Here is a 22,421-nt window from a genome sequence, read left to right on the forward strand (position 1 = left end):
GAATCATGGCAGAGGCAGAAACACGCAGACGGTCACGCGGTGGCGGCGGTGCGGCACGGCGGGCAGAGCGCACGGCGGTTTCTGTCGAAACGGCGAAATACATCCAGCGCAACATCCCGAATTTCGAGATCCTGAATGAAGAGGCCATCGAAATCATCGAGACCAACGCGGAAACCGTGCTGGCCGAGATCGGTGTGAACTTTGTGAACAACCCCGCCGCGTTGGATCGTTGGCGCGAAGCCGGGGCCGAGGTCACTGGCGAACGCGTGCGTATCCCACGTGGTTTGGCGCGCAAACTGTGCAGCACGGCCCCGTCGACCTTTACTCAGCACGCCCGCAACCCGGATCGTGCGGTTGAAATCGGCGGACGCAATCTGGTTCTTGCCCCGGTCTATGGCCCTCCGTTTGTGCATGACGCCATGGGCGGTCGCCGCTATGCGACGATGGCCGATTTCGAAAAATTCGTGAAGCTGGGCTACATGTCCAAATGGCTGCATCATTCGGGCGGCACGGTCTGTGAGCCGACAGATATTCCTGTGAACAAGCGCCACCTCGACATGCTGATGGCGCATATGACCCTTTCGGACAAACCCTTCATGGGGTCTGTGACGGAACCCAGCCGGGCACAGGATAGCGTGGACATGTGCGAGATCCTGTTCGGCAAGGATTTTGTGCAGGACAATACGGTGATGACCTCGCTCATCAACATCAACTCGCCCATGACGTTTGACGACGTGATGATGGGCGCTTTGGAAGTCTATGCGCGCAACAATCAGGCCTGCATCGTCAGCCCCTTTATCGTCGGTGGTGCCATGGCGCCGGTGTCGGTGGCCGGAACGCTGACGCAGGTTCTTGCAGAAGTTATGGCGGGTATCGCCTATAGCCAATTGGTGCGCCCCGGCGCCCCAGTGATCTTTGGCGCCTTCGTGACCTCGATCGACATGAACTCGGGCGCGCCGACATTCGGGACACCCGAAGCCAGCCAGATCACCTATGGGGCAGGGCAGTTGGCCCGCCGCATGGGCCTGCCGTTCCGTTCGGCTGGCAGCTTTACCGGATCGAAACTGCCTGACGCGCAGGCGGCATACGAGACGGCCAACAGCCTTAACATGGGTTTGCTGTCGGGTGTGAACTTCATGCTGCATGCCTGTGGGTGGCTCGAAGGTGGTCTGGTCGCTTCGTTCGAAAAATTCGTCATGGACGCCGATCAGCTTGGCGCTTTGCACAAGATGGCGAAGGGCATTTCCTTTGACGAAGACGCGCAGGCGATGGGCGCGATTGCCGAAGTGGGGCCGGGCGGGCACTACCTGGGATGCGCCCACACCCAGGCGCATTTCAAGAGTGCGTTCTGGCGGTCCGATCTGTTCGATTTCAAGCCATACGAGACATGGTCCGAAGAGGGTGCGCGGGACACAATGACGCTTGCCACTGAGCGGGTCCAGCGATTGATCGACACCTATCAACAACCGCCTCTTGATCAGGGCATCCATGAAGCCCTGACCGATTACGTGGCGCGCAAAAAAGCCTCCATGCCCGACGCATTCATGTAGGTGCGGGGGCCTCGGTGATCTGCGTCTGAGTGCGCAGCAACTGATACTCTCCCATGATCGCGGTCAAAAGATCGACATGCGCGGCGATGCTGTACCCAGCATCGCCGTTTTCGCGTTTTTCGTTCATTTCGGCTTCGAGGGTCATCAGACGGATGACCGTGGGCCCAACGCGGAGAGCAACGCCATAGCCCAACAGCCGTGGCAACCGTGCGTCCCGGCGATAGGTTTGCGTGCCGATCCTGGCTGCGCGGATCAAGAGGCGCGGGCGGCGCAAAGTGGCGATTTGGGTCATCAGGTCTTGCATGGTCGGCTCCTTTTAAAGCGTGGCGCAGTGCCAAGAATGACCGAACCGTTGCACAACCTAAAGCAGTGTTGCGTTGCGGGGGTTCTGGCGAACGGTGTGCTTTCCATTTGTTTACTATTTGGAAACAAAAGGTTCAAAACCGCCAAAAGTTAACAAATCAGAAATAAATACACTCATAGGTTGATTGCTGTTTGTGGATAAATCTGTGGATTTCTTCACGTCAGAGTCGAATGGGGGATTTCAATGACTGACCTGCACCACGTCAAAAACCGATCTGGATTAAGCGCGCTTTTTCCTGAAGAAGCGCATCGCTACCTTGCCCATACCGCCGAAGGACGTCCGCTGCGCGAGATCGCGCGCGAAGCGGGATGCCATGCCTCGACCGTTCTCAGGCAGGTGCGCAAACTCGAAACGCTGAGGGACGATCCGCTTGTCGACCGCGTGCTCGCCGCGCATGGCGTAGAGCCATGCGACGACGCGCCCTCGCGGGAAGACCTTGATGCAGTCACGGAAGCGATGCGTCTCTTGTGTCAGCCGGGAGCATTGATGCTGTACCGCGCAGGCGTAGAACGGGCGGCCATTGTCAGAACGGTTGGCGACAGCGAGACGCTGGTGCTTGGAACGGTCTTGCTTGATGTGGCGGCGGCCCTGATCCTGCGCAACTGGATCGCGCTGATTGGCGGTTCCGATCTGAAACGCTATCGGATCACCGATGAAGGCCGCAGTCACCTTCCGAAACTGGTTGCAGGCCGGGATGCTCGGGCGGCAGACGCCAGCGATCACATGGTTCAGCTTTTCGCCAAGACAGGTTCAAGCTGTCACCCTAGGGATCGGTCTCAGCCCGGGGGACCAGGTGCTGACAGTCCGCTTACGGTTTTGGCGCGCCGTCGCGGGCCGGATGGCAAACCGTTCCTGTCGCCTGACTTCGTCGCGGCGGGTGACCGTCTGCACGAGGATTTTGCCATCGCGGGCTTTGCGATGTCCGAAATGTTGGGCTGGGAGAGGCCAGACGCGTTGCAGCCGCTGTATGACCGCACAAATGCCATGACCGATCGTCTGCGGCGCGAGGCCAGTGCCCGCACCCTTGACGCGGTTCGGGATCTTGGGCCGGGGCTAAGCGAAGTTGTCCTGCGGTGCTGCTGCTTGCGCGAAGGCTTGGAAGCCACGGAAAAACGGCTGGGCTGGTCGGCGCGGTCGGGCAAGGTGGTGCTTCGGATCGGATTGCAACGCCTCAACCTGTTCTACGCCAGAACCCGCGCTGCAGGTCCTGTCCTGATCGGATGATGCACCTTGACGTTGGGTCAGGCTGACGCACGGGGCTAAAACGGGCCGACTCTGGGCCGTTTAAGTGGTGGCAGGAGGAACTCGTTACCGTTGGGAATTTGAAGCTGCAACGCAGCTATGCAACACTGGTACTACCTCCTGCCATCTTCTATGTTAGAGGAAGCAGCACTTGAATAAGCGGGGAAAAACCGTTGCGCGACCTCAAGATCCCAGAACAGCGCCATCCTGAAAAGGCGCATCGACCGGACAACGCCCAGCCGAAGAAGCCAAGCTGGATCCGCGTGAAAGCACCGGGCGGCGAAGGCTATAACGAAACCCGCCGCATTATGCGCGAGCATAAACTGGTGACTGTCTGCGAAGAGGCGGGCTGCCCCAACGCCGGCGAATGCTGGAGCCAGGGCCACGCCACCATGATGATCATGGGTGACATCTGCACCCGTGGCTGCACTTTCTGCAACATCGCCACCGGGCGTCCTGACACACTGGATGCGTTCGAACCGGGCCGTGTTGCCGATGCGGTGCAAAAGTTGGGTCTGAACCACGTCGTGATCACGTCGGTAGATCGCGACGATCTTGATGATGGCGGGGCAGAACACTTTGCCCAAACCATTCGCGCCATCCGACATCGCGCGCCCAACACGACGATTGAGATTCTGACGCCGGATTTCCTCAAATGTGGGCCCGATGCGTTGGAAACCGTGGTGGCAGCCCATCCGGACGTGTTCAACCACAACCTTGAAACAGTGCCCGGCCTTTACCCCGAAGTGCGTCCCGGCGCGCGATATTTCCACAGCCTGCGTCTGTTGCAGCGCGTGAAAGAGATCGACCCGTCGATCTTTACCAAGTCGGGCATCATGGTTGGGCTTGGCGAAGACCGTCAGTCGGTCATGCAGGTCATGGATGACATGCGGGCTGCGGATGTGGATTTCCTGACCATAGGCCAGTACCTGCAACCGACCCCGAAACACCACGGCGTTGATCGTTTCGTGACCCCCGAGGAATTCGCAGGCTACGAAAAGGCGGCTTACGGCAAGGGCTTCCTCATGGTGTCGGCAACGCCGCTGACCCGATCTTCGTATCACGCGGGAGATGATTTTGCCCGCTTGCGCGCCAACCGCGAGGCGAAGCTGGCCAAGGTCTGAGCGAAAAAGCTTCGAAGCTTTTTGCCAAAGCCTTTCAAGGCTTTGGTGCGCCAGATGGAACGCTCGGCACGGATACTCTTAAAGAGTATCCAACTAGTTTTTGCAGATTTGGCTTACGGCAGCGCCTTGAGATAGGCCGCGACCGCTTCCCGATCACTGGCGGGAAGTTTGGCGAAATTCTCGATCACAGCCACCATATGCCCACCAGCGCTGTCGAAATCAGGCGTAAAGCCGGTTTCGAGATAGTAGACGATCTCGGTTGGACCCCATGTCAGATCAGCAGGCCGCAGCGACGGGATCATACCGCGACCAGTGGGGTTGGGCGCACCACCCAGCCAGTTCGCCCGGTTCATACCGCCCAAAGCGTCACGTGGAGTGTGGCATTCGCCGCAATGTGCCAACGCTTCAACCAGATATTGGCCCCGCTCCAGCTCGGGAGTGTCCGCGATCTGTACCGCCCAGTCGTCTTTGAGATACAAGAGTTTCCACACGCCGACTGACCGCCGGATGTTAAACGGAAAGCCAATCTCGTGCGGCTGACTTGGTGTGGCGTCGCGGGGCAGGGTTTGCCAATACGCCCAAAGATCGACCACGTCCTGATCGTCCATATGCAGGTACGCACCATAGGGAAAGGCCGGGTAATAATGCTGCCCGTCGGGCGAGACACCTTTCTTCACCGCGCTGGCAAAGTCTCCCAAAGTCCATGCGCCAATACCAGCATCGGGATCGGGGGAAATGTTTGGGGCGATAAAGGTGCCGAAATCGGACGGGAATCGCTGTCCTCCAGCGAGGATGAGCTTTGCATCGCCTTCGGCATCGGGTGCCGCATGGCAGGATGCACAGCCTGAAGCGTTGAAAACAGTCTCACCTTTGGCCGGATCGCTGTCGCGGCCGGCCAAAGGGCTGCTGTCGATGGGCGTGGCACGCGTTACGAACACCCCAACTGCTGCCGCAGCAACAGCCAGAATCAAGACACCTGGTATTAATCCACGCTGCATCTCTGCAGATCAGTTCGCCGGAGCGCGATATGTGTCGTGACAGGCTTTGCAAGTGCCCCCAACTTGGCCCATCACAGGTCCAACACCTTCGACACCACCCGCTGCGGCGGCCTGAATGGCCTGAGCGGCTGTGCCAAAATCGCTCCACTTGGAAAGGAAATCGTCGTTTGCGTCCCAAATGTTCGGTTGGGCCCGTGTGCTGTCCAGTGCCATGTTGTCCGACCCGGCTGGCCACATCGGCCCTTGTTGGATCATTGACACTGCGACCAGCGTGTCTGCTGCGGCTTGTGCTGCGTCAGCGTTATAGTCCATTTTGCCCTGCGCCATCCCGCCAAGGATACCAAGGTTGATCGCCATAATGCGGAACTGGCCCTGACGCGCTTTCAGCTCGGCTGAAAAGTCGTCCTGTGCCATGGCTGCGGTGCCGCAACCCAGTGCCGTGAAGGCGATTGCAAAAGCGAGATTTTTCTTCATCAATTCATACTCCCTGAAAATTGTATGATCTGTGACCTAGTATGCCTCGCCCTTTGCACAAATTAATTGTTAGAAAATGCAAAAAGGGTCCGCATCTATGCACAAGCTGAATTGGGACGACTTGCGGTTTGTATTGACCGTGGCCGACACCGGTTCGGTGAATGCGGCTGCAAAGGTGTTGGGCGTCAACCATGCCACGGTTCTGCGCCGCATCGCGTCCTTCGAAGAATCCTGCGGCGGACCGGTGTTCGAGCGCGACCGCAGCGGCTATCGGCTGCGTCCCAACCGGGCGCCCGTGATCGAAGCCGCCCGCCTTGCCGCCCAACATGTCAAATCCGCCGAGGCGCTGATGCAGGGCCGCCAGAATGTTGTGGGCAAAAATTTGCGCATCACCTCGACGGACTCGTTCTGTCAGACGGTGCTGGCTTGGATCTATCCCGCTTTGGCGCGGCGCGTGGCGCCTGACCGATTGACCTACCTGTCATCGAACCCGCATGTCGATATGGCGCGGCTACACGCCGATGTCGCTCTGCGCCCGGCGATGGTTTTGTCCGACGACCTCGTTGGTCGTAAAGTCGCCGATATGCGCTTTGCGGTATATGCGCGGGCCAAACGACGTGAAGCGCAGGGATGGCTTGGCATGACCGGCGCGTTGGAACGGTCAGGCCCCGCGCAATGGATGGCAACCGAGATCGACCCTTCCGACGTCATTGCCAGCGCAGACAGTTTTTGTCTGCTGACCCAGATGCTGAGCAAAAGTAACGCGCAAAGCATACTGCCATGTCTTCTTGGTGATGCGGCGCCCGAGCTGGAGCGGATTGCCTGCGATGTTCCGGGTTTTGTTGTCCCGGTCTGGGTCGCGTGCCACCGCGATCTTGCAGGCAGCGACCGCATCCAACGCCTCATGGAGTCCTTGGAGAAACTGCTGCAACCGCATCTTGCGGCGATTGCCGGCGAACAAAGCAGTCCCGTCAAATCATTGGCTCGATCTTAGCGAAGCACTAGATTGGGCACCTGTTCGGGTTTAAGGGACATCCAGTCTGGCCAACCCACCCAACGCTCGATGGCAACGATCGCCAGGCACAGGGCGATGACGGCCAAAACCAGTTTTACCCGCGCCGGGCTGGGCGGGTTGCGCGCCCATTGCGCCATACGCAGAAGCCAGAACCAGTTCACGCCTCGGGAAACCGGACCTTGCCGATATAGGGTAGGTTGCGGTTGCGCTGTGCGTAGTCGATGCCATAGCCGACCACAAATTCGTCCGGGATCGAAAACCCGATCCAATCCGCCGCCACATCCGTTTCGCGCCGAGACGGCTTGTCGAGCAGGGCAATCGTCCGAAGCCGCCCCGGATTGCGCGATTCGAGCAGGCCCACGACGTGTTTGAGCGTGTGTCCGGTGTCGACGATGTCTTCGACCACCAGCACGTCCCTGCCTTCGATCTGGCCGCGCAGGTCTTTCAGAATCCGCACCTCTCGGCTCGATTCCATCGCATCGCCGTAGGACGACGCCTCAAGGAAATCGACCTCGACCGGCAGATCCAGTTCGCGCACCAGATCGGCGATGAATACGAAACTGCCGCGCAGCAGGCCCACCACAACCAACTTGTTGGTATCGCGGAATTCTTCTTTGATCGCGTTCGACAATTCCTCGATCCGGGCGGCAATTGCCTTGGCCGAGATCATTTCGTCGATGACATAAGGACGCTCTGACATAGGTTTCCCTTGATTTTTCGCGCGCACAATACGACATCCCCCGCCACTGTCACGGTCAAAACAAAAGAGCAGATGCCCACACATTCCGAAACCCGCACCCTGCCGTACACGGCGCAACAGATGTATGATCTGGTCGCGGACGTGGCGAATTACCCCAAATTCCTGCCATGGACTGCGGCGGCGCGGATCCGATCGCGCGAAGACCGGGGCGATCATATGGAAATGCTGGCGGATCTGGTGATCAGCTTCAAAGTGTTTCGCGAACGCTTTGGCAGCCGTGTGGTTCTCTGGCCCGAACAACAGAAGATCGACACCGAATATCTGGATGGCCCGTTCCGGCACATGCATTCGAACTGGGCGTTCAAGGATGTGGACGACGGGGTCGAAGTGACTTTTTTTGTCGATTTCGAATTTAAGAACCGCATCCTGCAAGGGGCGGCGGGCATGTTCTTTTACGAAGCCATGCAGCGGATCGTCCGCGCCTTTGAACGCCGTGCGGCAGAATTGTACAGCTGACCCGTTCGCCAGCCGTGGCGCCAATATAAAAATGGGCGGACCGTTGGGCCCGCCCGGGTACTCGTAAACGCACTATCCGATTTATGACGCGTGGTCGTACGCCCGTTCGCCATGCACAATGATGTCGAGGCCCGAATTCTCGGTCTCTGCATCCACCCGTAGCGGCGTGATGGCCTTGACCACAAGCACGAGAACCACCGTCACCACCACGGTGAAGACGCCGACAATCGCCAGAGACCCCAACTGTGCTGCAAAGCTGCCCGCACCAAAGACGGCGATCATGATCGTGCCGAAGATGCCGCCTACGCCGTGGACTGCGAACACATCCAGCGTGTCGTCGATCTTGAGCATGTTGCGGATCACGTTCACGGCTTCCTGACACAGCACACCTGCAATGGCCCCGATGATCAGCGCCTCAATCGGGCCGACAAAGCCCGAAGCCGGTGTGATCGACGCAAGCCCCGCAATCGTGCCGGTGACCATGCCAACCAGCGATGCCTTGCCGAACTTGACCTTTTCCCACAGCGCCCATGTCAGCGACGCGGTTGCGGCCGAGATATGCGTGACGGTCAGCGCCATGGCGGCGCCTCCATCTGCGGCCAATTGCGATCCGCCATTAAAGCCGAACCAGCCGACCCAAAGCATTGCAGCCCCGATCATCACGAAGCCGGGGTTGTGCGGCGGTGTTGTGTGGTTCTTGCGCGGTCCAAGGAATACCGCGATGATCAGCGCCGCGATCCCGGCGGTTTCGTGCACAACGATGCCACCCGCAAAGTCACGCACGCCGGTTTCGCCAAAGATGCCGCCATCTGACAGGAATCCACCGCCCCAGACCCAATGCACCACCGGCGCATAGCAGAGTAGCATCCACAGACCTGAGAAGAGCAGGACAAAGCCAAAGCCCACACGTTCGACATAGGCACCAACGATCAGGGCAGGCGTGATGATGGCGAAAGTCATCTGGAACGCAAAGAACAGAACCTCGGGCAATGTGCCCGCCAGATCATCGGTTCCGACGCCCAACAGGAACATCTTGTCCAGACCGCCCCAATAGGCGTTGCCCTCGCCAAACGCGATGGAATAGCCGAAGGCCAACCACAGAACGCTCATCAAACAGGCAATTGCATAGCAATGCATGAACACGCTCAGCACATTTCGCGCGCGCACAAGCCCGCCGTAAAACAGGGCAAGCCCCGGTAGTGTCATGAACAACACAAGCGCTGTTGCCACGATAATCCAGGCCGTATCGGCTCCGTTCATCTGTCCCATCCTTTGATTTGACTATGTTTGGCGCGGTCAAAGCGGATCAGGTTCGCGGAAAAAAGAGGCAAAACAGGAATTTGCATGCCTTAAAATTTAGCAGACATGGTTTTGTTTAATTATTGTGCGAAATGATGGCTGGATGCGCAACAAAGCATCGCAATTTGCTTAGTGCCGCCACTAAGAGGGTCAGCGCCTCATCCCGTGCCGCCACCCGGACATTGGCCCGACCAAGTGCTCCGAACTCAATGGTCGTGGTTTGAACGTCCTGAGCGGTCGCCAGCCCGAAACACACGCGGCCTTCGGGCTTGAACTCTGACCCTCCCGGCCCGGCGATCCCGCTGATCGACACCGCCACGTCGGCTTGTGCCGCGGCAAGCGCTCCAAGCGCCATCTCCCTTGCAACCTCCTCGGACACCGCGCCATGTGCCTCCAGAGTGGCAGGTGACACGCCCAGCATCTCTACTTTGGCTTGGTTGGAGTAGGTTACGAACCCCCGCTCGAACACAGAAGACGATCCGGCGACATCGGTGATCGCGGCGGCCACCATGCCACCAGTACAGCTTTCGGCGGTCGTCACGGTTGCGCCCGCCGCAACGGCAAGGCGCAACAGCTCGTCCGCCAAAGGCAGCGTCACATTAGCACCAGATGAAACAGCGCTGCCAACGCCGCAACGCCAATGGCTGCAAACACACCTGCAATCACATCATCCAGCATCACGCCCAACGCATCGCCCCGTGCATCGGCGCGGCCCACCAGCCACGGCTTCCAGATGTCGAAGAGCCGGAACAGTACGAAGGCCGCGATCCAGCCGGGGTACAGCGCCAGGAGATCCGCCGACATGCGCGACGCCCCATAAGCTACTGGAAACAGGGCAATCCACTGGCCCACAACTTCGTCCACGACAATGTAAGACGGGTCATGATCCTCTTGCTCTTTGGTGATCTCGCGCGTTGCGATCCAACCGGACATGAAGACGAAAAAGGTTAGGTTCACCAGCAACCAGAACCCGCCAATCGAGAGCACCGCATAAGCTACGGGCAGGGCGGCCAATGACCCCCATGTGCCGGGCGCGGGCTTAAGGAAGCCGACGCCGAAGAATGTCGCGATAAGTCTATTCATGATGCCACCAATGCAGCCGTTGCGATGGCCGCGATCCCCTCACCGCGGCCCGTGAACCCCAGTTTCTCGGATGTGGTCGCCTTGACCGAGATATCCTCGACCGGTAGGTCCATGATGTCGGCCAAAGTGGCGCGCATCGCGTCGGCATGGGGCCCGATCTTGGGAAACTCGCAAACCAGTGTGCAATCCACGTTGCTGATGACGAATCCCGCGTCCCGCGCCAACTGAACTGCGTGTTTCAGGAAAATTTCGCTGGCCGCACCCTTCCACTGAGGGTCCGAAGGGGGGAAGTGCCGCCCGATATCACCCGCCGCCAAAGCGCCGTAGATCGCATCGGTGATCGCATGCATCCCGACATCCGCATCAGAATGACCAATAAGCGTCTGATCATGCGGCACTTTCACGCCGCACAGGACAACATGATCCCCCGGCCCGAACTTGTGAACGTCATAGCCATTGCCAAGCCGAACTTTCATCTGCACATCCCTTGAATTGCTATGGCTTGTCTAAGGTTAGTCCGGTGACTGTGCAATCTCCCCCGGCCGTTTGCACAATAATTAGGCATATGCGTTTTGTCGGTCTGTTTTTCAGGCTATTATCATTGAATGGGATGCGACCACAGCGTAGCTCAATCTCATCAATCAAGGATTGCAACGGTGACTCCGTCTGTTCCACTAGACCTGATTTCTCCCCCCGTGATGCTGGCCCCACTCGCCGGTATCACCGATCTGCCGTTTCGCACTTTGGTGTCGGGCTTTGGTGCGGGCCGTGTGGTGTCTGAAATGATCGCCAGCGGCGAATTCCTGACCGCGCGCCCCGGATCGCGCGAAAAGGCGGAACTGGGGGCAGGGATCGCCAATACCTCTGTTCAACTGGCAGGCCGCACCCCCGAGGCGATGGCCGAGGCGGCGCGTATGGTCGAAGGCATGGGCGCGCAGGTCATCGACATCAATATGGGGTGCCCGGCGAAAAAGGTCGTGGGCGGGTATTCCGGATCAGCGCTGCTGCGCGATCTCGACCACGCCTGTCGCCTGATCGACGCTGTGGTGGGTGCTGTGAATGTTCCTGTCACACTCAAGACCCGGTTGGGATGGGATGACGCGTCGCACAACGCAGCTGAACTGGCGCAGCGCGCCGAATCCCTCGGCATCGCGATGATCGTCATTCACGGGCGCACCCGCTGCCAATTCTACAAAGGCCGCGCCGACTGGAGTGCCATTCGCCAGATCAAGGACGCTGTGTCGATCCCGGTCATTGCCAATGGCGATATCGTGGACACAGCTACTGCCCGAACAGCGCTTGCGCAAAGCGGTGCCGACGGGGTGATGGTCGGGCGCGGCGCACAAGGGCGGCCTTGGGTGCTGGCACAGATCGCGGCCGATATCTACGGCACGCCGAAGCCCGACATCCCCAAGGGCCACAAGCTGGTGGATATGATCTCGGCACATTACGAGGCGATGCTCGACTTCTATGGCTCGGACCTTGGGAACCGCGTCGCGCGTAAACATCTGGGGTGGTACATGGACGAGGCCGGAACCGTGCCCGCCCTGCGCAAGTCGATCCTGACAGCCCAAAATTCGCAGGATGTTCTGTCAGCGTTGCCCAACGCGCTTTTGACCGATGTGAGGCAAGCCGCATGACCGATCACGAAACCGGTGAAGAGGCTGTGGTCGATGAACGGCTGATCTGGTCGTCGCTGCCTGTACCCGCCATCATCATCGACGGCGATGAGAACATCTTTGACATGAATCCCGCAGCTGAAGGGTTCATGAACAATTCGGCCAAATGGCTGCGCGGCCAACCGATCTGGGACCGTTTGACCGTCGATGCGCCGATGGAGAACAGCCTTGTCCGCGCCCGCGCGAACGGCACGCCGTTGTTCGTCAATGATGTGGATGTCGGCACGGGCAACCGTCCGCCGCTGGTCTGCAACCTGCAATTTGCGCCGGTTCAGGGCATGGAAGGCTGCATGATCCTGCTGATCAGCCCGCGCGAATTGGCGGGTCGCGTAAACCAAAGCCAGTCCGTCAAATCCGCGGCCAAGTCCGCCATCGGCATGGCGGAAATGCTGGCCCATGAAATCAAGAACCCGCTGGCTGGTATCACTGGCGCTGCGCAGCTTCTGAGCATGAACCTCAGCAATGGCGATCTTGAACTGACTGACCTGATCGTGGCCGAAACCCGCCGCATCGTGAAGCTGCTGGAACAGGTCGAGCAATTTGGCAACCTCTCGGCACCAGAACGCAAGCCGGTGAACCTGCACGATGTGCTCGATCGCGCCCGTCGCTCTGCGTTGCTGGGCTTTGGCGCGCATATGAAGATCATCGAGGATTACGACCCCTCGCTGCCGCTGGCTTTGGGGGACGCGGACCAATTGCTTCAGGTGGTCCTGAACCTCATCAAGAACGCGTCCGAGGCGTCGGATCCCAAGACGGGCGGCACGATCCGTCTGCACACTTATTATGAACACAGCTACAGCCTGCGCCGCGCCGATGGCACCGGCCAATCGCTGCCCTTGCAGGTCGAGGTCATTGACGATGGCCCCGGTTTGCCGCCCGAGATCAGGGGCGACGTGTTCGACCCCTTCGTGTCAGGGCGTGAGAACGGCACCGGCCTTGGCCTCGCACTGGTGAGCAAGATCATCTCGGATCACGATGGATGGGTCGCTGTCGATAGTGTTCCCGGAAAAACCCGCTTTCGCATTTCGCTGCCGCAGGCACCGCGAAAACAAAAGGAGTCTAACTGATGGATGGTACGGTACTTGTCGCGGATGATGATCGCACGATCCGCACGGTTCTGACACAGGCGCTGACACGAGCCGGGTGTAAGGTGCACGCAACCTCGTCGCTGACCACGCTGATGCGCTGGGTGGCCGAAGGCAAAGGCGACGTGGTGATCTCGGACGTGATCATGCCGGATGGCAACGGGCTCGAGATGCTACCCAAGATCAGCCAGGACCGCCCTGATCTTCCTGTGATCGTGATTTCGGCGCAGAACACGATCATGACCGCCATTCAGGCCGCCGAGGCCGAGGCCTATGACTACCTGCCCAAACCGTTCGATCTGCCGGATCTGATGAAGCGCACAGCCAAGGCGCTCGATTCCCGCAGCCGCGTGGCACGTCCAGCGCCCGACCGGGTGATCGACGATGCGCCTGACGACCTGCCGCTGATCGGCAAGACACCGGCGATGCAAGCGCTGTACCGTCTGGTCGCCAAGGTGATGAACACCGATCTGCCGGTTCTCATCTGCGGCGAATCCGGCACCGGGAAATCCCTGATCGCCCGCGCGCTGCACGACTTTTCCGATCGCCGATCGTTGCCCTTCGTCACTGTCAACGGCAGCGATCTGTCCGACATCGAAGGCCCGGCCCGTATTCTGGCCCGCGTGCGCGGCGGCACGCTTTTGATCGACGAACTGGCCGATGTGCCGGACGAGGTGCAGGCCCGCATCGTCCGCATGATGGACGGCCCCGGCGATAACGTGCCGCGCTTCATCGCCACCAGCCAGACCGACCCCGGACAGGGCATCTCGGACAGCGGCGTGCGCGAGGACCTCTATTACCGCATCAGCGGTGCCACCATTTCCGTGCCCTCCCTACGGGAGCGGGTGGACGATATCGCACTTCTCAGCGAACATTTTCTCGCCCGTGCCGAACGCGATGGCGGTGCCAAGCGGTGGCTGTCCGACGATGCCGCGGATCTGTTCCGGGCCTATAGCTGGCCGGGCAATGTGCGGCAGCTTGAAAACGTGGTGCGCCGCCTCAGCCTGACGTCCCGCGCCGACGAGATCACCCGCGCCGAAGTGGAAAACGTTCTCGGCAACCAGCCCGAAACTGGCCCGGTCCTGCGGGGCGGCGACAGCGAGAAACTCAGCACCTCGGTCGCCCGCCACCTGCGCCGCTATTTCGATCTGCACGGCACGATGCTGCCTCCACCCGGCCTTTACCCGCGAATCCTGCGCGAGATCGAGGCGCCGCTGATCGAAATCGCCCTAGAGGCAACAGGTGGAAATCAGGCCAAGTGTGCGGATTTACTCGGAATCAACCGCAATACGCTCAGAAAGAAGATCACCGACCTCGATATTCAGGTGACACGTCGCCGCAAATTGATGTAAAACTGCCACATAATAGTGTTCTGGCGGTGACGCAGTTGGTCGGAAACACAACATATGGCGGTAGCCGGGCTGCGCGGCACATCTAGGCGGGGGTTGGCTGTGGCCACCTGGGCACGCTCTTGGAATTGGACCCGGCTCAGCCGGATGCGCCGTCAACGGCGCTATCAGAATGCCATGACCCTTGGTCTGGTGCTGCTTGGTCCTGTTCTGGCCGTCGCTACGATTCTCGTTCTGGGGCCGCTCGACACCGGGGCAGGCGCGCAATTCAACCTGCGTTTGGTTTTGCTCGCTGACCTGATCTACGTATTGTTGCTGGCGGCGCTTGTGCTCAGCCGTGTGGGCAACCTGATCGCCGCCCGCCGCGCCAAATCGGCAGGATCGCGGCTGCACCTCCGGCTCACGGGTGCCTTCGCGCTGATGGCGCTGCTGCCGACGATCACCGTCGCTGTCTTTGCGGTGCTCACGATCAATATCGGGCTTGAGACTTGGTTCTCGGAAAGGGTGCGCAACGTGGTCGGCGCGTCGCTGTCGGCCGCCGAGGCGTATGAACAGGAACACCGCGACGGCCTGACCCAAGACGCCGAGGCGCTGGCGGCTTTTCTTGATGCCAACCGCCGGGCAACCTTCATCATGGATGATGGCGAATTGCGCCAAGCGCTCAGCCAAGGGCAGGCGCAAATCCAACGCGGTTTGCGCGAGGCCTATGTCATCGACGGAACAAGCGAAATTCGGGCGCGTGGCGAAGGGTCGTACCTTTTTGATTTTGAACGCCCCGCTGCCGATGTGATTGCAGAGGCAAATGAAATCGGCTTTGCCCTCGTGCAGGATTGGGACAACAACGAACTGCGCGCCCTGATCCCGCTGCGCGCCTTCACCGACCGCTATCTTTACATCACGCGCGAGGTGGACGGGCAGATCCTCAACCTTCTGGACGACACGCAGGAAACCGCACGGTTTTACCAGCAACAGGAAAATGACCGGGGCCGCGTGTTGTTTGATTTCGCGCTTCTGTATCTGGGATTCGCCTTTTTGCTGATCCTCGCCGCTGTCTGGCTTGGCCTGTGGTTCGCCGAACGGCTCAGCCGCCCCGTGGGACGTCTGACAGGTGCTGCGCAACGGGTTGGGGCGGGTGACCTTGATGTAAAAGTGCAGGAAGAGGACGGCGATGACGAAATCGCCATGTTGGGCCGGTACTTCAACCAGATGACGCGGCAACTCAAAGGCCAGCGCGAAACCCTGCTCGACAACACCCGCCAGATCGAACGGCGCCAGCGCCTGTTCGATTCTGTGCTGACATCGGTCACCTCGGGTGTGGTCGGGCTGGACGCCGATGGGCGTGTGACCTTTGTGAACAGGTCAGCCGAACGCCTTCTGGCGTGGCAAGAGAACCAGCGCAGCGTGGAAATCACAATGGCTGTTCCGGAATTCGGTCCTTTGTTCGAACGGCTGCGCGAACAAGGTATCGAAACCGCACAAGAGGAAATCAAGGTCAGCCGCGAAAGCCGATTGGAAAACCTGCTGGTCCGCTTGTCCACACGTCGGCGCGAGGATGGCGGGCTTGAAGGGTATGTGGTTGCTTTTGACGACGTGACCGATCTGGTCAGCGCGCAACGGATGGCGGCTTGGGGTGATGTGGCCCGCCGCATTGCACATGAGATCAAGAACCCGCTGACCCCGATCCAGCTGTCCGCGGAACGCATCCGACGCAAATTCCGCCGCCAGTTGGGCGAAGAGGATGCGCAACGCCTTGAGCAGCTTACCGAAGTTATTGTGCGCCAAACCAACGACTTGCGACGCATTGTTGATGAGTTTTCGAAATTCGCCCGGATGCCCGAGCCAGAGCGCAAGCCAGATGACATCGTCGACATCCTGCGCAGCGTGATCCTGTTGCAAGAGGCCGGGCAGCCCAATGTCGGCTTTGTGACGGACCTGCCGACGCAAGGTATCCCGGCCGAAATCGACGCGACGATGATCGGACGGGCATTTACGAACCTGATCAAGAACGCCGGAGAAGCGATTGAAAGCTATAATGAAACCGAGCCAGAGCAGCCTGCGGTACCGCAGGTGCGGGTGTCGTGTGTTGTGGACGAGGACATGGCTGTGGTTCGCATTTCCGACAACGGAATCGGCTTGCCCGAGGACCCGTCGCGACTGTTCGAGCCTTACGTGACAACGCGCGAAAAAGGCACCGGTCTGGGCCTGCCGATCGTCAAGAAGATCATCGAAGAACATGGCGGTACGCTGACGCTTGAAAAGGCCGAAGCGTTTGACGACACCGGACGTCACGGAGCGATGGCTGTGATCCGACTGCCGGTGCTGACTCTCTTGCAAACAGAGAGCGATATCAATGAGCTGGAGGCTGATGCAGCCCCAGACGAAACCACTTTCAAGATGTGATAGTCAGAAAGACAAGGGTGAGGTTATGAGCGATATTCTGATTGTAGACGATGAACGCGACATCCGCGAATTGATCGGTGATATCCTTGAAGACGAAGGGTACACCACTCGACTTGCCGGGAACTCGTCCGAGGCAATGGCCGAAATCAATACCGAAGAACCGTCGCTTCTGATCCTCGATATCTGGCTCAAAGACAGCAAGATGGATGGGATCGACATCCTTAAGACCGTCAAACGCGACAATCCGGACGTGCCGGTGGTGATCATTTCGGGCCACGGAAACATCGAGATCGCCGTCGCCGCGATCAAGCAGGGCGCGTATGATTTCATCGAAAAGCCGTTCAATATCGACCAGTTGCTGGTGGTCATCCGGCGTGCGATGGAAACCAGCCGGTTGCGCCGCGAGAACAACAAGCTCAAGCGCCGCGAGACCGATGTGGCGCAGATGGTCGGCGAATGCGGCGCATATCGCGGGCTTTTGTCGAACCTGGACAAGGTGACGAAATCCAATGGCAGGGTGCTTTTGTCTGGTCCGGCAGGCAGCGGCAAGGAAGTCGCCGCGCGCTACATCCATGCCAATTCGAACCGCGCCGGTGCACCTTTCGTGACGGTGAACTGTGCGGGCGTTGCGCCCGAGACCATGGAAGAGGTGCTGTTCGGGCGCGAAACGCCCGAACGCGGGGTAGAGCCAGGTTTGCTCGAACAGGCGCATGGTGGGGTCGTCTATTTCGACGAAGTGGCCGATATGCCCATTGGCACGCAATCCAAGATCCTGCGCGTGCTGGTGGATCAGCAGTTTCAGCGCGTCGGCGGGGCAGACAAAGTGCGGGTGGATCTGCGGGTGATCTCGTCAACCAACCGCGATCTGCAGGCGGAAATCGCTGCGGGCACCTTCCGCGAGGAACTGTATCACCGTTTGAATGTCGTGCCGATCTCGGTGCCGAGCCTTGAGGACCGGCGCGAGGACATTCCGATGCTGGCGGGGCATTTCATCGACCTTTTCAACCAGACGCAGGGCCTGCCAAAGCGCGGTTTGAGCCCGGATGCGGTGGCGCTGTTGCAGACGATGATCTGGCCGGGCAACGTACGGCAGCTCAAGAACCTGATCGAACGTGTGCTGATCCTTGGCGACGGCACCGGCGACATCGCGGCGCGGGAATTGCCGCAGGACACCGCGCAGGCCGAGGACGAAGAGGGCCGGGTTGTGCTGTCGGGCACGCTCGCCACGATGCCGCTGCGCGAGGCGCGCGAGGCGTTCGAGCGCGAATACCTGCTCACCCAGATCAACCGCTTTGGCGGCAATATCAGCCGCACCGCCAGCTTTGTGGGCATGGAGCGCAGCGCGTTGCACCGCAAGCTGAAATCGCTCGGGGTGGTGACCGGCTCTAAATCCGGGGGCCGGGTGGCCTATCTCGAGGATGAGGTGGAAGAGGCGTCTTAAGGGATTACCTTTTTGGATGTCGGAACGAAACGGGTCACCAAGATGCGACATCTGATTATGGCATCCGCCGTGGCTCTGATGACGACCGCCGGGATGGCGGCGGCGCAGGGCACGCGGGAAATCGACCGCTCGGGGGTAGACCGGGCGGCTTGGGAATTTGCGCAGGAGCTGAACACGGCGGATGCGTTTCAGGCCTATCTCGAAGCGTTTCCCGAAGGCGTGTTTCGCGACGAAGCGCAGGCGCAGTTGTTTGCGCTTCGGCCAGATCTGAAGCCCGCGCCGGAACCTGAACCGGAACGACTGCGCACATCGCTGGTGCTGGTGAACCCGCCGCAGGAGACCTGTACGGTCTGTCCGCGCGTGGTGCGGGTTCCCGGTGGGGACACGGTGCTGGGGTCGGATCAGGGCGGGGCCGAGGGGCCGCGCACAAACCAGACCATTGCGGCGTTCGAAATTGCGGCGACCGAGATCACCGTGGGCGACATGCGCGCCTTCGAGGAGGCGACGGGGACGCGGATCGGGCGGTCCTGCTTTGTCTGGACACCAGAGGGGCGGCTGCGGTCGCGGGACGGGGCCTTTTGGGGCGCGCCGGGGTTTGACGTGACCGACGATCATCCGGCGGCCTGCATCAACTGGGATGATGCGATGGCTTATGTGGACTGGCTCAACGACGAAGACCCGCGCGGCGGGTGGCGGCTGCCGTCGGAGGCGGAGTTCGAATATGCGGCCAGAGGCACGCTGGATCAGCAATACCCGTGGCCCGGCGGGCTGGGGGCGATCTGCCAGCGCGTGAACGGGGCAGGGGCGGAAAGCCGGTTCCGGCACCGCAACAACGCCTGCAACGACGGGACCGAGGCGCCTGTGCCGGCGGGGGTGTTCCCGGTCAACCCGTACGGGCTGTCGCACATGATTGGGAACCTGTGGGAATGGACGGCGGATTGCTGGAACGGATCACATCGCGGGGCGACGTCGGACGGAGCGGCACGCACGGGTGGCACGTGCAGCAGCCGGGTGCTACGGGGCGGGTCGTGGGACGATCCACCGGAGAACCTCCGGGCCAGCTACCGGGTGGGCATCCCCAAGACCCGCCGCCAGGCCAATGTCGGCTTCCGCGTGGCGCGGGATCTGGCACCGGGCGGATAGGTCCGTTCTGGCCCTATTGTTTCGCGCGCGAAACATTGGGTCCGTAGTGGACCTTTTAAGGGTTTGGTAAGGTTTTGAAGGCCCGCGATTTGGGCGGATTCCAGTCATTCGCTGCAATCGTGAGCCCGCCATTCGGAAAGGATGGAAGCAGTGATTCAGAGCGGGGCAATCGGGAATATCCCGCCAGCCGAGGCCGAAGAGAACTTCTATGCACTGCGTGACGTGCTCGATATGGTCGCGCGAAATGAAGCCATAGGCCTCTGATAAAACCGGGGCGATTTATTGTGGCATTATCCCCACATTTATCCCAATGAAATCAAAGACTAGTACCGACATGTTCAATGCAATTTCCGAGATCTGTGACCTCTACTCATCCAAAGAATGCTGGAACTACTTCACGGCTGCTGGATATGTCTCAAGTTAAAGGCGGGACGCTTTAAACCGACTACTTCATATCTTTGTCTAGCACCGCACGCACCTTCGCGGCCAACTTAAGGCGAGTATAGGGTTTGCTTAGCAATTCTGCGTCTTGATCCAGACGACCGTGATGCACGATAGCATTCTCAGTGTAGCCGGATGTGAACAGCACTCTAAGCGAGGGGAAAGTTTTCCGCGTCCGATCGGCAAGTTCGCGCCCATTCATGCCGCCAGGCATAACGACATCTGTCAGCAAAAGGTCAAAATCGCTTTGTTTTTCCAAGACGCTCAGCGCATCCAGCCCGGACTTAGCGGTTACAACCCTGTAACCCAGCGACAGCAATTGCCCCTCAAGGTGTTTGAGCACTAGTTCGTCATCTTCAACAACCAGAATATGCTCGGTTCCGCCTTGCAGCGGCACTTTGTCTGCTGGCCAATCGCTCGGTTGTGTCTCCGCCGCAATCCTGGGAAAATACAGCTTCACCGAAGTTCCTTCGCCGAGTTCGGAATAGATTTTGATATGGCCACCCGACTGCTTGGTGAAGCCGAACACCATGCTCAGACCAAGGCCAGTACCCTCACCCATTTTCTTGGTTGAAAAAAATGGTTCGAAGGCACGACTGGCCGTCTCTGGATTCATGCCCATGCCAGTATCTGAGACACATATCATCACATATTCGCCCGGGACGACTTCAGAGTGGCGGCGGGCGTAATCGTTGTCCAACACGGTGTTGATAGTCTCGATAGTCAGCTTGCCACCCTCGGGCATGGCATCACGTGCATTGATCACCAGATTCAGAACTGCATTATCCAGTTCAGCGGCATCAATCTCGACGACGCCAAGATCCGAATCCGGCAGAAATTCAATTTCAATGTTTTCCGGCATGGTACGGTGAACGAGGTCCCGCATCCCTTCTAACAGATGATTGATCTGCGTTGGTTTCGGGTTGAGGGGTTTGCGCCTGGCAAACGCCAGCAGGCGATTGGTCAATTCAGCGCCCCGTTCCGCAGCGAACAGGGTCATTTCTGCCATATGACGGAGCTTGGGGTCAGTAACTGACTCAGACAGCATTTCTGCATTGCCTAGGATAATCGTCAGCAGGTTATTAAAATCGTGGGCGACGCCGCCTGTCAGGTGGCCGATCGTTTCCAGCTTCTGTGCTTCCCGTAGACGCTCTTCCGTTTTGCGAGCTTCGAGTTCAGTTGCGATGTTGCGAGCCTCAATGATGGTGCCAATCGGCGTACCTCGTTTGTCCTTGAGGGGCGAGGCGGTGAAACCGACTGGGTAGAAACTACCGTCCTTGTGAACGAACATTGCCTCGCCCTGCGTCTGGTCGTTATCCGGAAATGCACGATCAATCACGCATACTTCGATTGGGAAATGGCGGCCGTCAGGATGCGTGTGGTGAATGACTTCGTGCAACGTCTTTCCTTGCGTTTCCGGCAGCGTGAAACCCGTCATCTGCTCGGCTGCAGCATTCATGTACGCGCAGTGATGGCGCTCATCCATTATGAAGACGGCCATCGTGGTATTGCTCAGTATTGCATCCAGACGACTGTTGCTTTCCAGCAAGGCCTCCTGAGTTTGCCTGAGCTCGCTTATGTCCCGGACAGCCGCATAATATACGGACTTGACCTCCGTCTGCATCAGTTGGAGCCGGACCGAGACATCGTATCGCGTGCCATCGCTCCGTTCATGGACCGTTTCGAAATCGAGCAGGTCGGTTTCTCCGGAAGCAAGAGGCCCGATCAGTTCCAGGAATTGCTCCCTCGTAAATTCAGGCTTTATGTCCCAAGGCGCGAGCCGGCCGAGGTATTCCATGGAAAAACCTAGGTTTTTCCGAGCGCCTCGGTTGACCATCAAGAAGCGAAAATCGTCAGCGCAAAACAAGTAAACTTCGCTTGAAGCTTCTTCGACGATTCGACCAAGCTGTGTGGTCGTTATCTCGGTAGAGATGGTCATTGCGCTGCGCTCCTGTCAATTTGCATCCATATTTCTTGTTTTTTAAATATTGCGCTTGTTTTAACCCAAATATCCCAGATAACCCAAATAGCATACCATAGTGAGGCGAGGTTGCCCGATTTCGCCTACTGATCAAGCGGTTTGGGCCATGGGTGGCGCTTGTATGGGGCAAAACGCTCGAATGCGGGCTGGTTCCGATGAATTTCGAAGGAGTCAATGACCGGTTCCGAGAAGCTGCAACGCAACACGGCGGCACTCGGCCAATGGCAGGACTGGGCCGTTTCCCCTAACCTGCGCGGAACAGCGGGCAAAGCCCGCCGCGCATCGTCATGCCGGAGGCATGCCTTTGGCATGACGCGCCCCCACGCGGCGGCGATTTGGTGGGGCCAGTGCTCCGCTTTGAACTTCTTCGGACGTGGCCGGGATACATCGTGGGAGTCGACGGTCGGATCGCCCCCGCGCGCGTCGGTAATGCGCGGCGGGGAGGCGTTATGCGGGGTGGCAGCGATTTGGGGTAGGGTGCGTGATTTCACGCACCTTGGTTGGCGGTAGTGGTGCGTGCGAGCACGCACCACTACG

General features: G+C 59.3%; 20 protein-coding genes and 1 pseudogene. 11 read left to right on the top strand and 10 right to left on the bottom strand.

Going from position 1 to position 22,421, the window contains the following annotated elements; translation table 11 throughout:
- Nucleotides 1–5 precede the first annotated feature (5 nt).
- The gene (locus ACK3EW_RS08215; RefSeq protein WP_493809188.1) at nucleotides 6–1,550 is read left to right on the top strand and encodes a trimethylamine methyltransferase family protein; all 1,545 of its coding nucleotides are present in this window, start codon (nucleotides 6–8) and stop codon (nucleotides 1,548–1,550) included.
- Here the strand turns inward: ACK3EW_RS08215 and ACK3EW_RS08220 are convergent.
- Nucleotides 1,543–1,854 (bottom strand): DUF6477 family protein, encoded by a 312-nt coding sequence (locus tag ACK3EW_RS08220; protein ID WP_439120429.1) that lies wholly within the window; start codon nucleotides 1,852–1,854, stop codon nucleotides 1,543–1,545. The two genes, ACK3EW_RS08215 and ACK3EW_RS08220, sit on opposite strands and share 8 nt — an antisense overlap.
- Nucleotides 1,855–2,097: 243 nt before the next feature.
- Between ACK3EW_RS08220 and ACK3EW_RS08225 the strand changes: the two genes are divergently transcribed.
- Nucleotides 2,098–3,138 carry a DUF6456 domain-containing protein gene (locus ACK3EW_RS08225; protein WP_493809189.1) on the top strand — a complete coding sequence of 347 codons (1,041 nt, stop codon included), beginning with the start codon at nucleotides 2,098–2,100 and terminating at the stop codon, nucleotides 3,136–3,138.
- A gap of 191 nt (nucleotides 3,139–3,329) precedes the next feature.
- Nucleotides 3,330–4,280, top strand: a complete 951-nt coding sequence (lipA, locus tag ACK3EW_RS08230; RefSeq protein WP_085630037.1) for a lipoyl synthase — start codon at nucleotides 3,330–3,332, stop codon at nucleotides 4,278–4,280.
- A gap of 113 nt (nucleotides 4,281–4,393) precedes the next feature.
- Here lipA and ACK3EW_RS08235 read toward each other — a convergent pair whose 3' ends face one another.
- Complete coding sequence (locus tag ACK3EW_RS08235) at nucleotides 4,394–5,278, bottom strand: cytochrome c (protein ID WP_493809190.1); 885 nt, start codon at nucleotides 5,276–5,278, stop codon at nucleotides 4,394–4,396.
- A gap of 9 nt (nucleotides 5,279–5,287) precedes the next feature.
- A complete protein-coding gene (locus tag ACK3EW_RS08240) occupies nucleotides 5,288–5,752 on the bottom strand; it encodes a c-type cytochrome (RefSeq protein ID WP_493809191.1) in 465 nt (154 codons plus the stop codon).
- A 97-nt stretch (nucleotides 5,753–5,849) separates the two neighbouring features.
- Here ACK3EW_RS08240 and ACK3EW_RS08245 point away from each other — a divergent pair, with 97 nt between their 5' ends.
- The gene (locus ACK3EW_RS08245) at nucleotides 5,850–6,746 is read left to right on the top strand and encodes a LysR family transcriptional regulator (RefSeq protein WP_493809192.1); all 897 of its coding nucleotides are present in this window, start codon (nucleotides 5,850–5,852) and stop codon (nucleotides 6,744–6,746) included.
- Here ACK3EW_RS08245 and ACK3EW_RS08250 read toward each other — a convergent pair.
- Both ACK3EW_RS08250 and hpt read right to left on the bottom strand, forming a co-directional pair.
- Nucleotides 6,743–6,928 (bottom strand): hypothetical protein, encoded by a 186-nt coding sequence (locus ACK3EW_RS08250; RefSeq protein WP_493809193.1) that lies wholly within the window; start codon nucleotides 6,926–6,928, stop codon nucleotides 6,743–6,745. The two genes, ACK3EW_RS08245 and ACK3EW_RS08250, sit on opposite strands and share 4 nt — an antisense overlap.
- The gene (gene hpt / locus ACK3EW_RS08255; RefSeq protein WP_493809194.1) at nucleotides 6,925–7,467 is read right to left on the bottom strand and encodes a hypoxanthine phosphoribosyltransferase; all 543 of its coding nucleotides are present in this window, start codon (nucleotides 7,465–7,467) and stop codon (nucleotides 6,925–6,927) included. The genes ACK3EW_RS08250 and hpt overlap by 4 nt, the downstream gene beginning before the upstream one ends.
- Before the next feature lie 72 nt (nucleotides 7,468–7,539).
- Here hpt and ACK3EW_RS08260 point away from each other — a divergent pair, with 72 nt between their 5' ends.
- A complete protein-coding gene (locus ACK3EW_RS08260; protein ID WP_493809195.1) occupies nucleotides 7,540–7,983 on the top strand; it encodes a type II toxin-antitoxin system RatA family toxin in 444 nt (147 codons plus the stop codon).
- Nucleotides 7,984–8,064: 81 nt separating this feature from the next.
- Here the strand turns inward: ACK3EW_RS08260 and ACK3EW_RS08265 are convergent, their stop codons facing one another.
- The 4 genes and pseudogenes from ACK3EW_RS08265 to ispF all read right to left on the bottom strand — a co-directional run.
- Nucleotides 8,065–9,243 (bottom strand): ammonium transporter, encoded by a 1,179-nt coding sequence (locus ACK3EW_RS08265; protein ID WP_493809196.1) that lies wholly within the window; start codon nucleotides 9,241–9,243, stop codon nucleotides 8,065–8,067.
- A 115-nt stretch (nucleotides 9,244–9,358) separates the two neighbouring features.
- Complete coding sequence (locus tag ACK3EW_RS08270) at nucleotides 9,359–9,874, bottom strand: CinA family protein (protein ID WP_493809707.1); 516 nt, start codon at nucleotides 9,872–9,874, stop codon at nucleotides 9,359–9,361.
- 2 nt (nucleotides 9,875–9,876) lie between these two features.
- Complete coding sequence (locus ACK3EW_RS08275) at nucleotides 9,877–10,365, bottom strand: phosphatidylglycerophosphatase A family protein (protein WP_493809197.1); 489 nt, start codon at nucleotides 10,363–10,365, stop codon at nucleotides 9,877–9,879.
- Nucleotides 10,362–10,841: pseudogene (gene ispF / locus ACK3EW_RS08280) on the bottom strand (2-C-methyl-D-erythritol 2,4-cyclodiphosphate synthase); the annotation flags it as partial. The gene ACK3EW_RS08275 and the pseudogene ispF, both read right to left, overlap by 4 nt.
- Before the next feature lie 222 nt (nucleotides 10,842–11,063).
- On the opposite strand from ispF, the gene dusB reads away from it, so the two are divergent.
- The 6 genes from dusB (at nucleotide 11,064) to ACK3EW_RS08310 (ending at nucleotide 19,462) form a co-directional block, all read left to right on the top strand.
- Nucleotides 11,064–12,005 (top strand): tRNA dihydrouridine synthase DusB, encoded by a 942-nt coding sequence (gene dusB / locus ACK3EW_RS08285; protein WP_493809708.1) that lies wholly within the window; start codon nucleotides 11,064–11,066, stop codon nucleotides 12,003–12,005.
- The gene (locus tag ACK3EW_RS08290; RefSeq protein ID WP_439121275.1) at nucleotides 12,002–13,111 is read left to right on the top strand and encodes a two-component system sensor histidine kinase NtrB; all 1,110 of its coding nucleotides are present in this window, start codon (nucleotides 12,002–12,004) and stop codon (nucleotides 13,109–13,111) included. The genes dusB and ACK3EW_RS08290 overlap by 4 nt, the downstream gene beginning before the upstream one ends.
- Nucleotides 13,111–14,481 carry a response regulator gene (locus ACK3EW_RS08295; RefSeq protein ID WP_493809198.1) on the top strand — a complete coding sequence of 457 codons (1,371 nt, stop codon included), beginning with the start codon at nucleotides 13,111–13,113 and terminating at the stop codon, nucleotides 14,479–14,481. Before ACK3EW_RS08290 ends, ACK3EW_RS08295 begins: the two co-directional genes overlap by 1 nt.
- A 144-nt stretch (nucleotides 14,482–14,625) precedes the next feature.
- Entirely contained in the window at nucleotides 14,626–16,878 is a 2,253-nt protein-coding gene (locus ACK3EW_RS08300) for a sensor histidine kinase NtrY-like (RefSeq protein ID WP_493809709.1), read from the top strand.
- A 25-nt stretch (nucleotides 16,879–16,903) separates the two neighbouring features.
- A complete protein-coding gene (ntrX, locus tag ACK3EW_RS08305; protein ID WP_493809199.1) occupies nucleotides 16,904–18,319 on the top strand; it encodes a nitrogen assimilation response regulator NtrX in 1,416 nt (471 codons plus the stop codon).
- A 42-nt stretch (nucleotides 18,320–18,361) separates the two neighbouring features.
- Nucleotides 18,362–19,462 carry a formylglycine-generating enzyme family protein gene (locus ACK3EW_RS08310; RefSeq protein ID WP_493809200.1) on the top strand — a complete coding sequence of 367 codons (1,101 nt, stop codon included), beginning with the start codon at nucleotides 18,362–18,364 and terminating at the stop codon, nucleotides 19,460–19,462.
- 445 nt (nucleotides 19,463–19,907) lie between these two features.
- Here ACK3EW_RS08310 and ACK3EW_RS08315 read toward each other — a convergent pair whose 3' ends face one another.
- A complete protein-coding gene (locus ACK3EW_RS08315) occupies nucleotides 19,908–21,842 on the bottom strand; it encodes a PAS domain S-box protein (RefSeq protein WP_493809201.1) in 1,935 nt (644 codons plus the stop codon).
- Nucleotides 21,843–22,421 lie beyond the last annotated feature (579 nt).

This window comes from Marivita sp. NO-S04, from assembly GCF_059070475.1.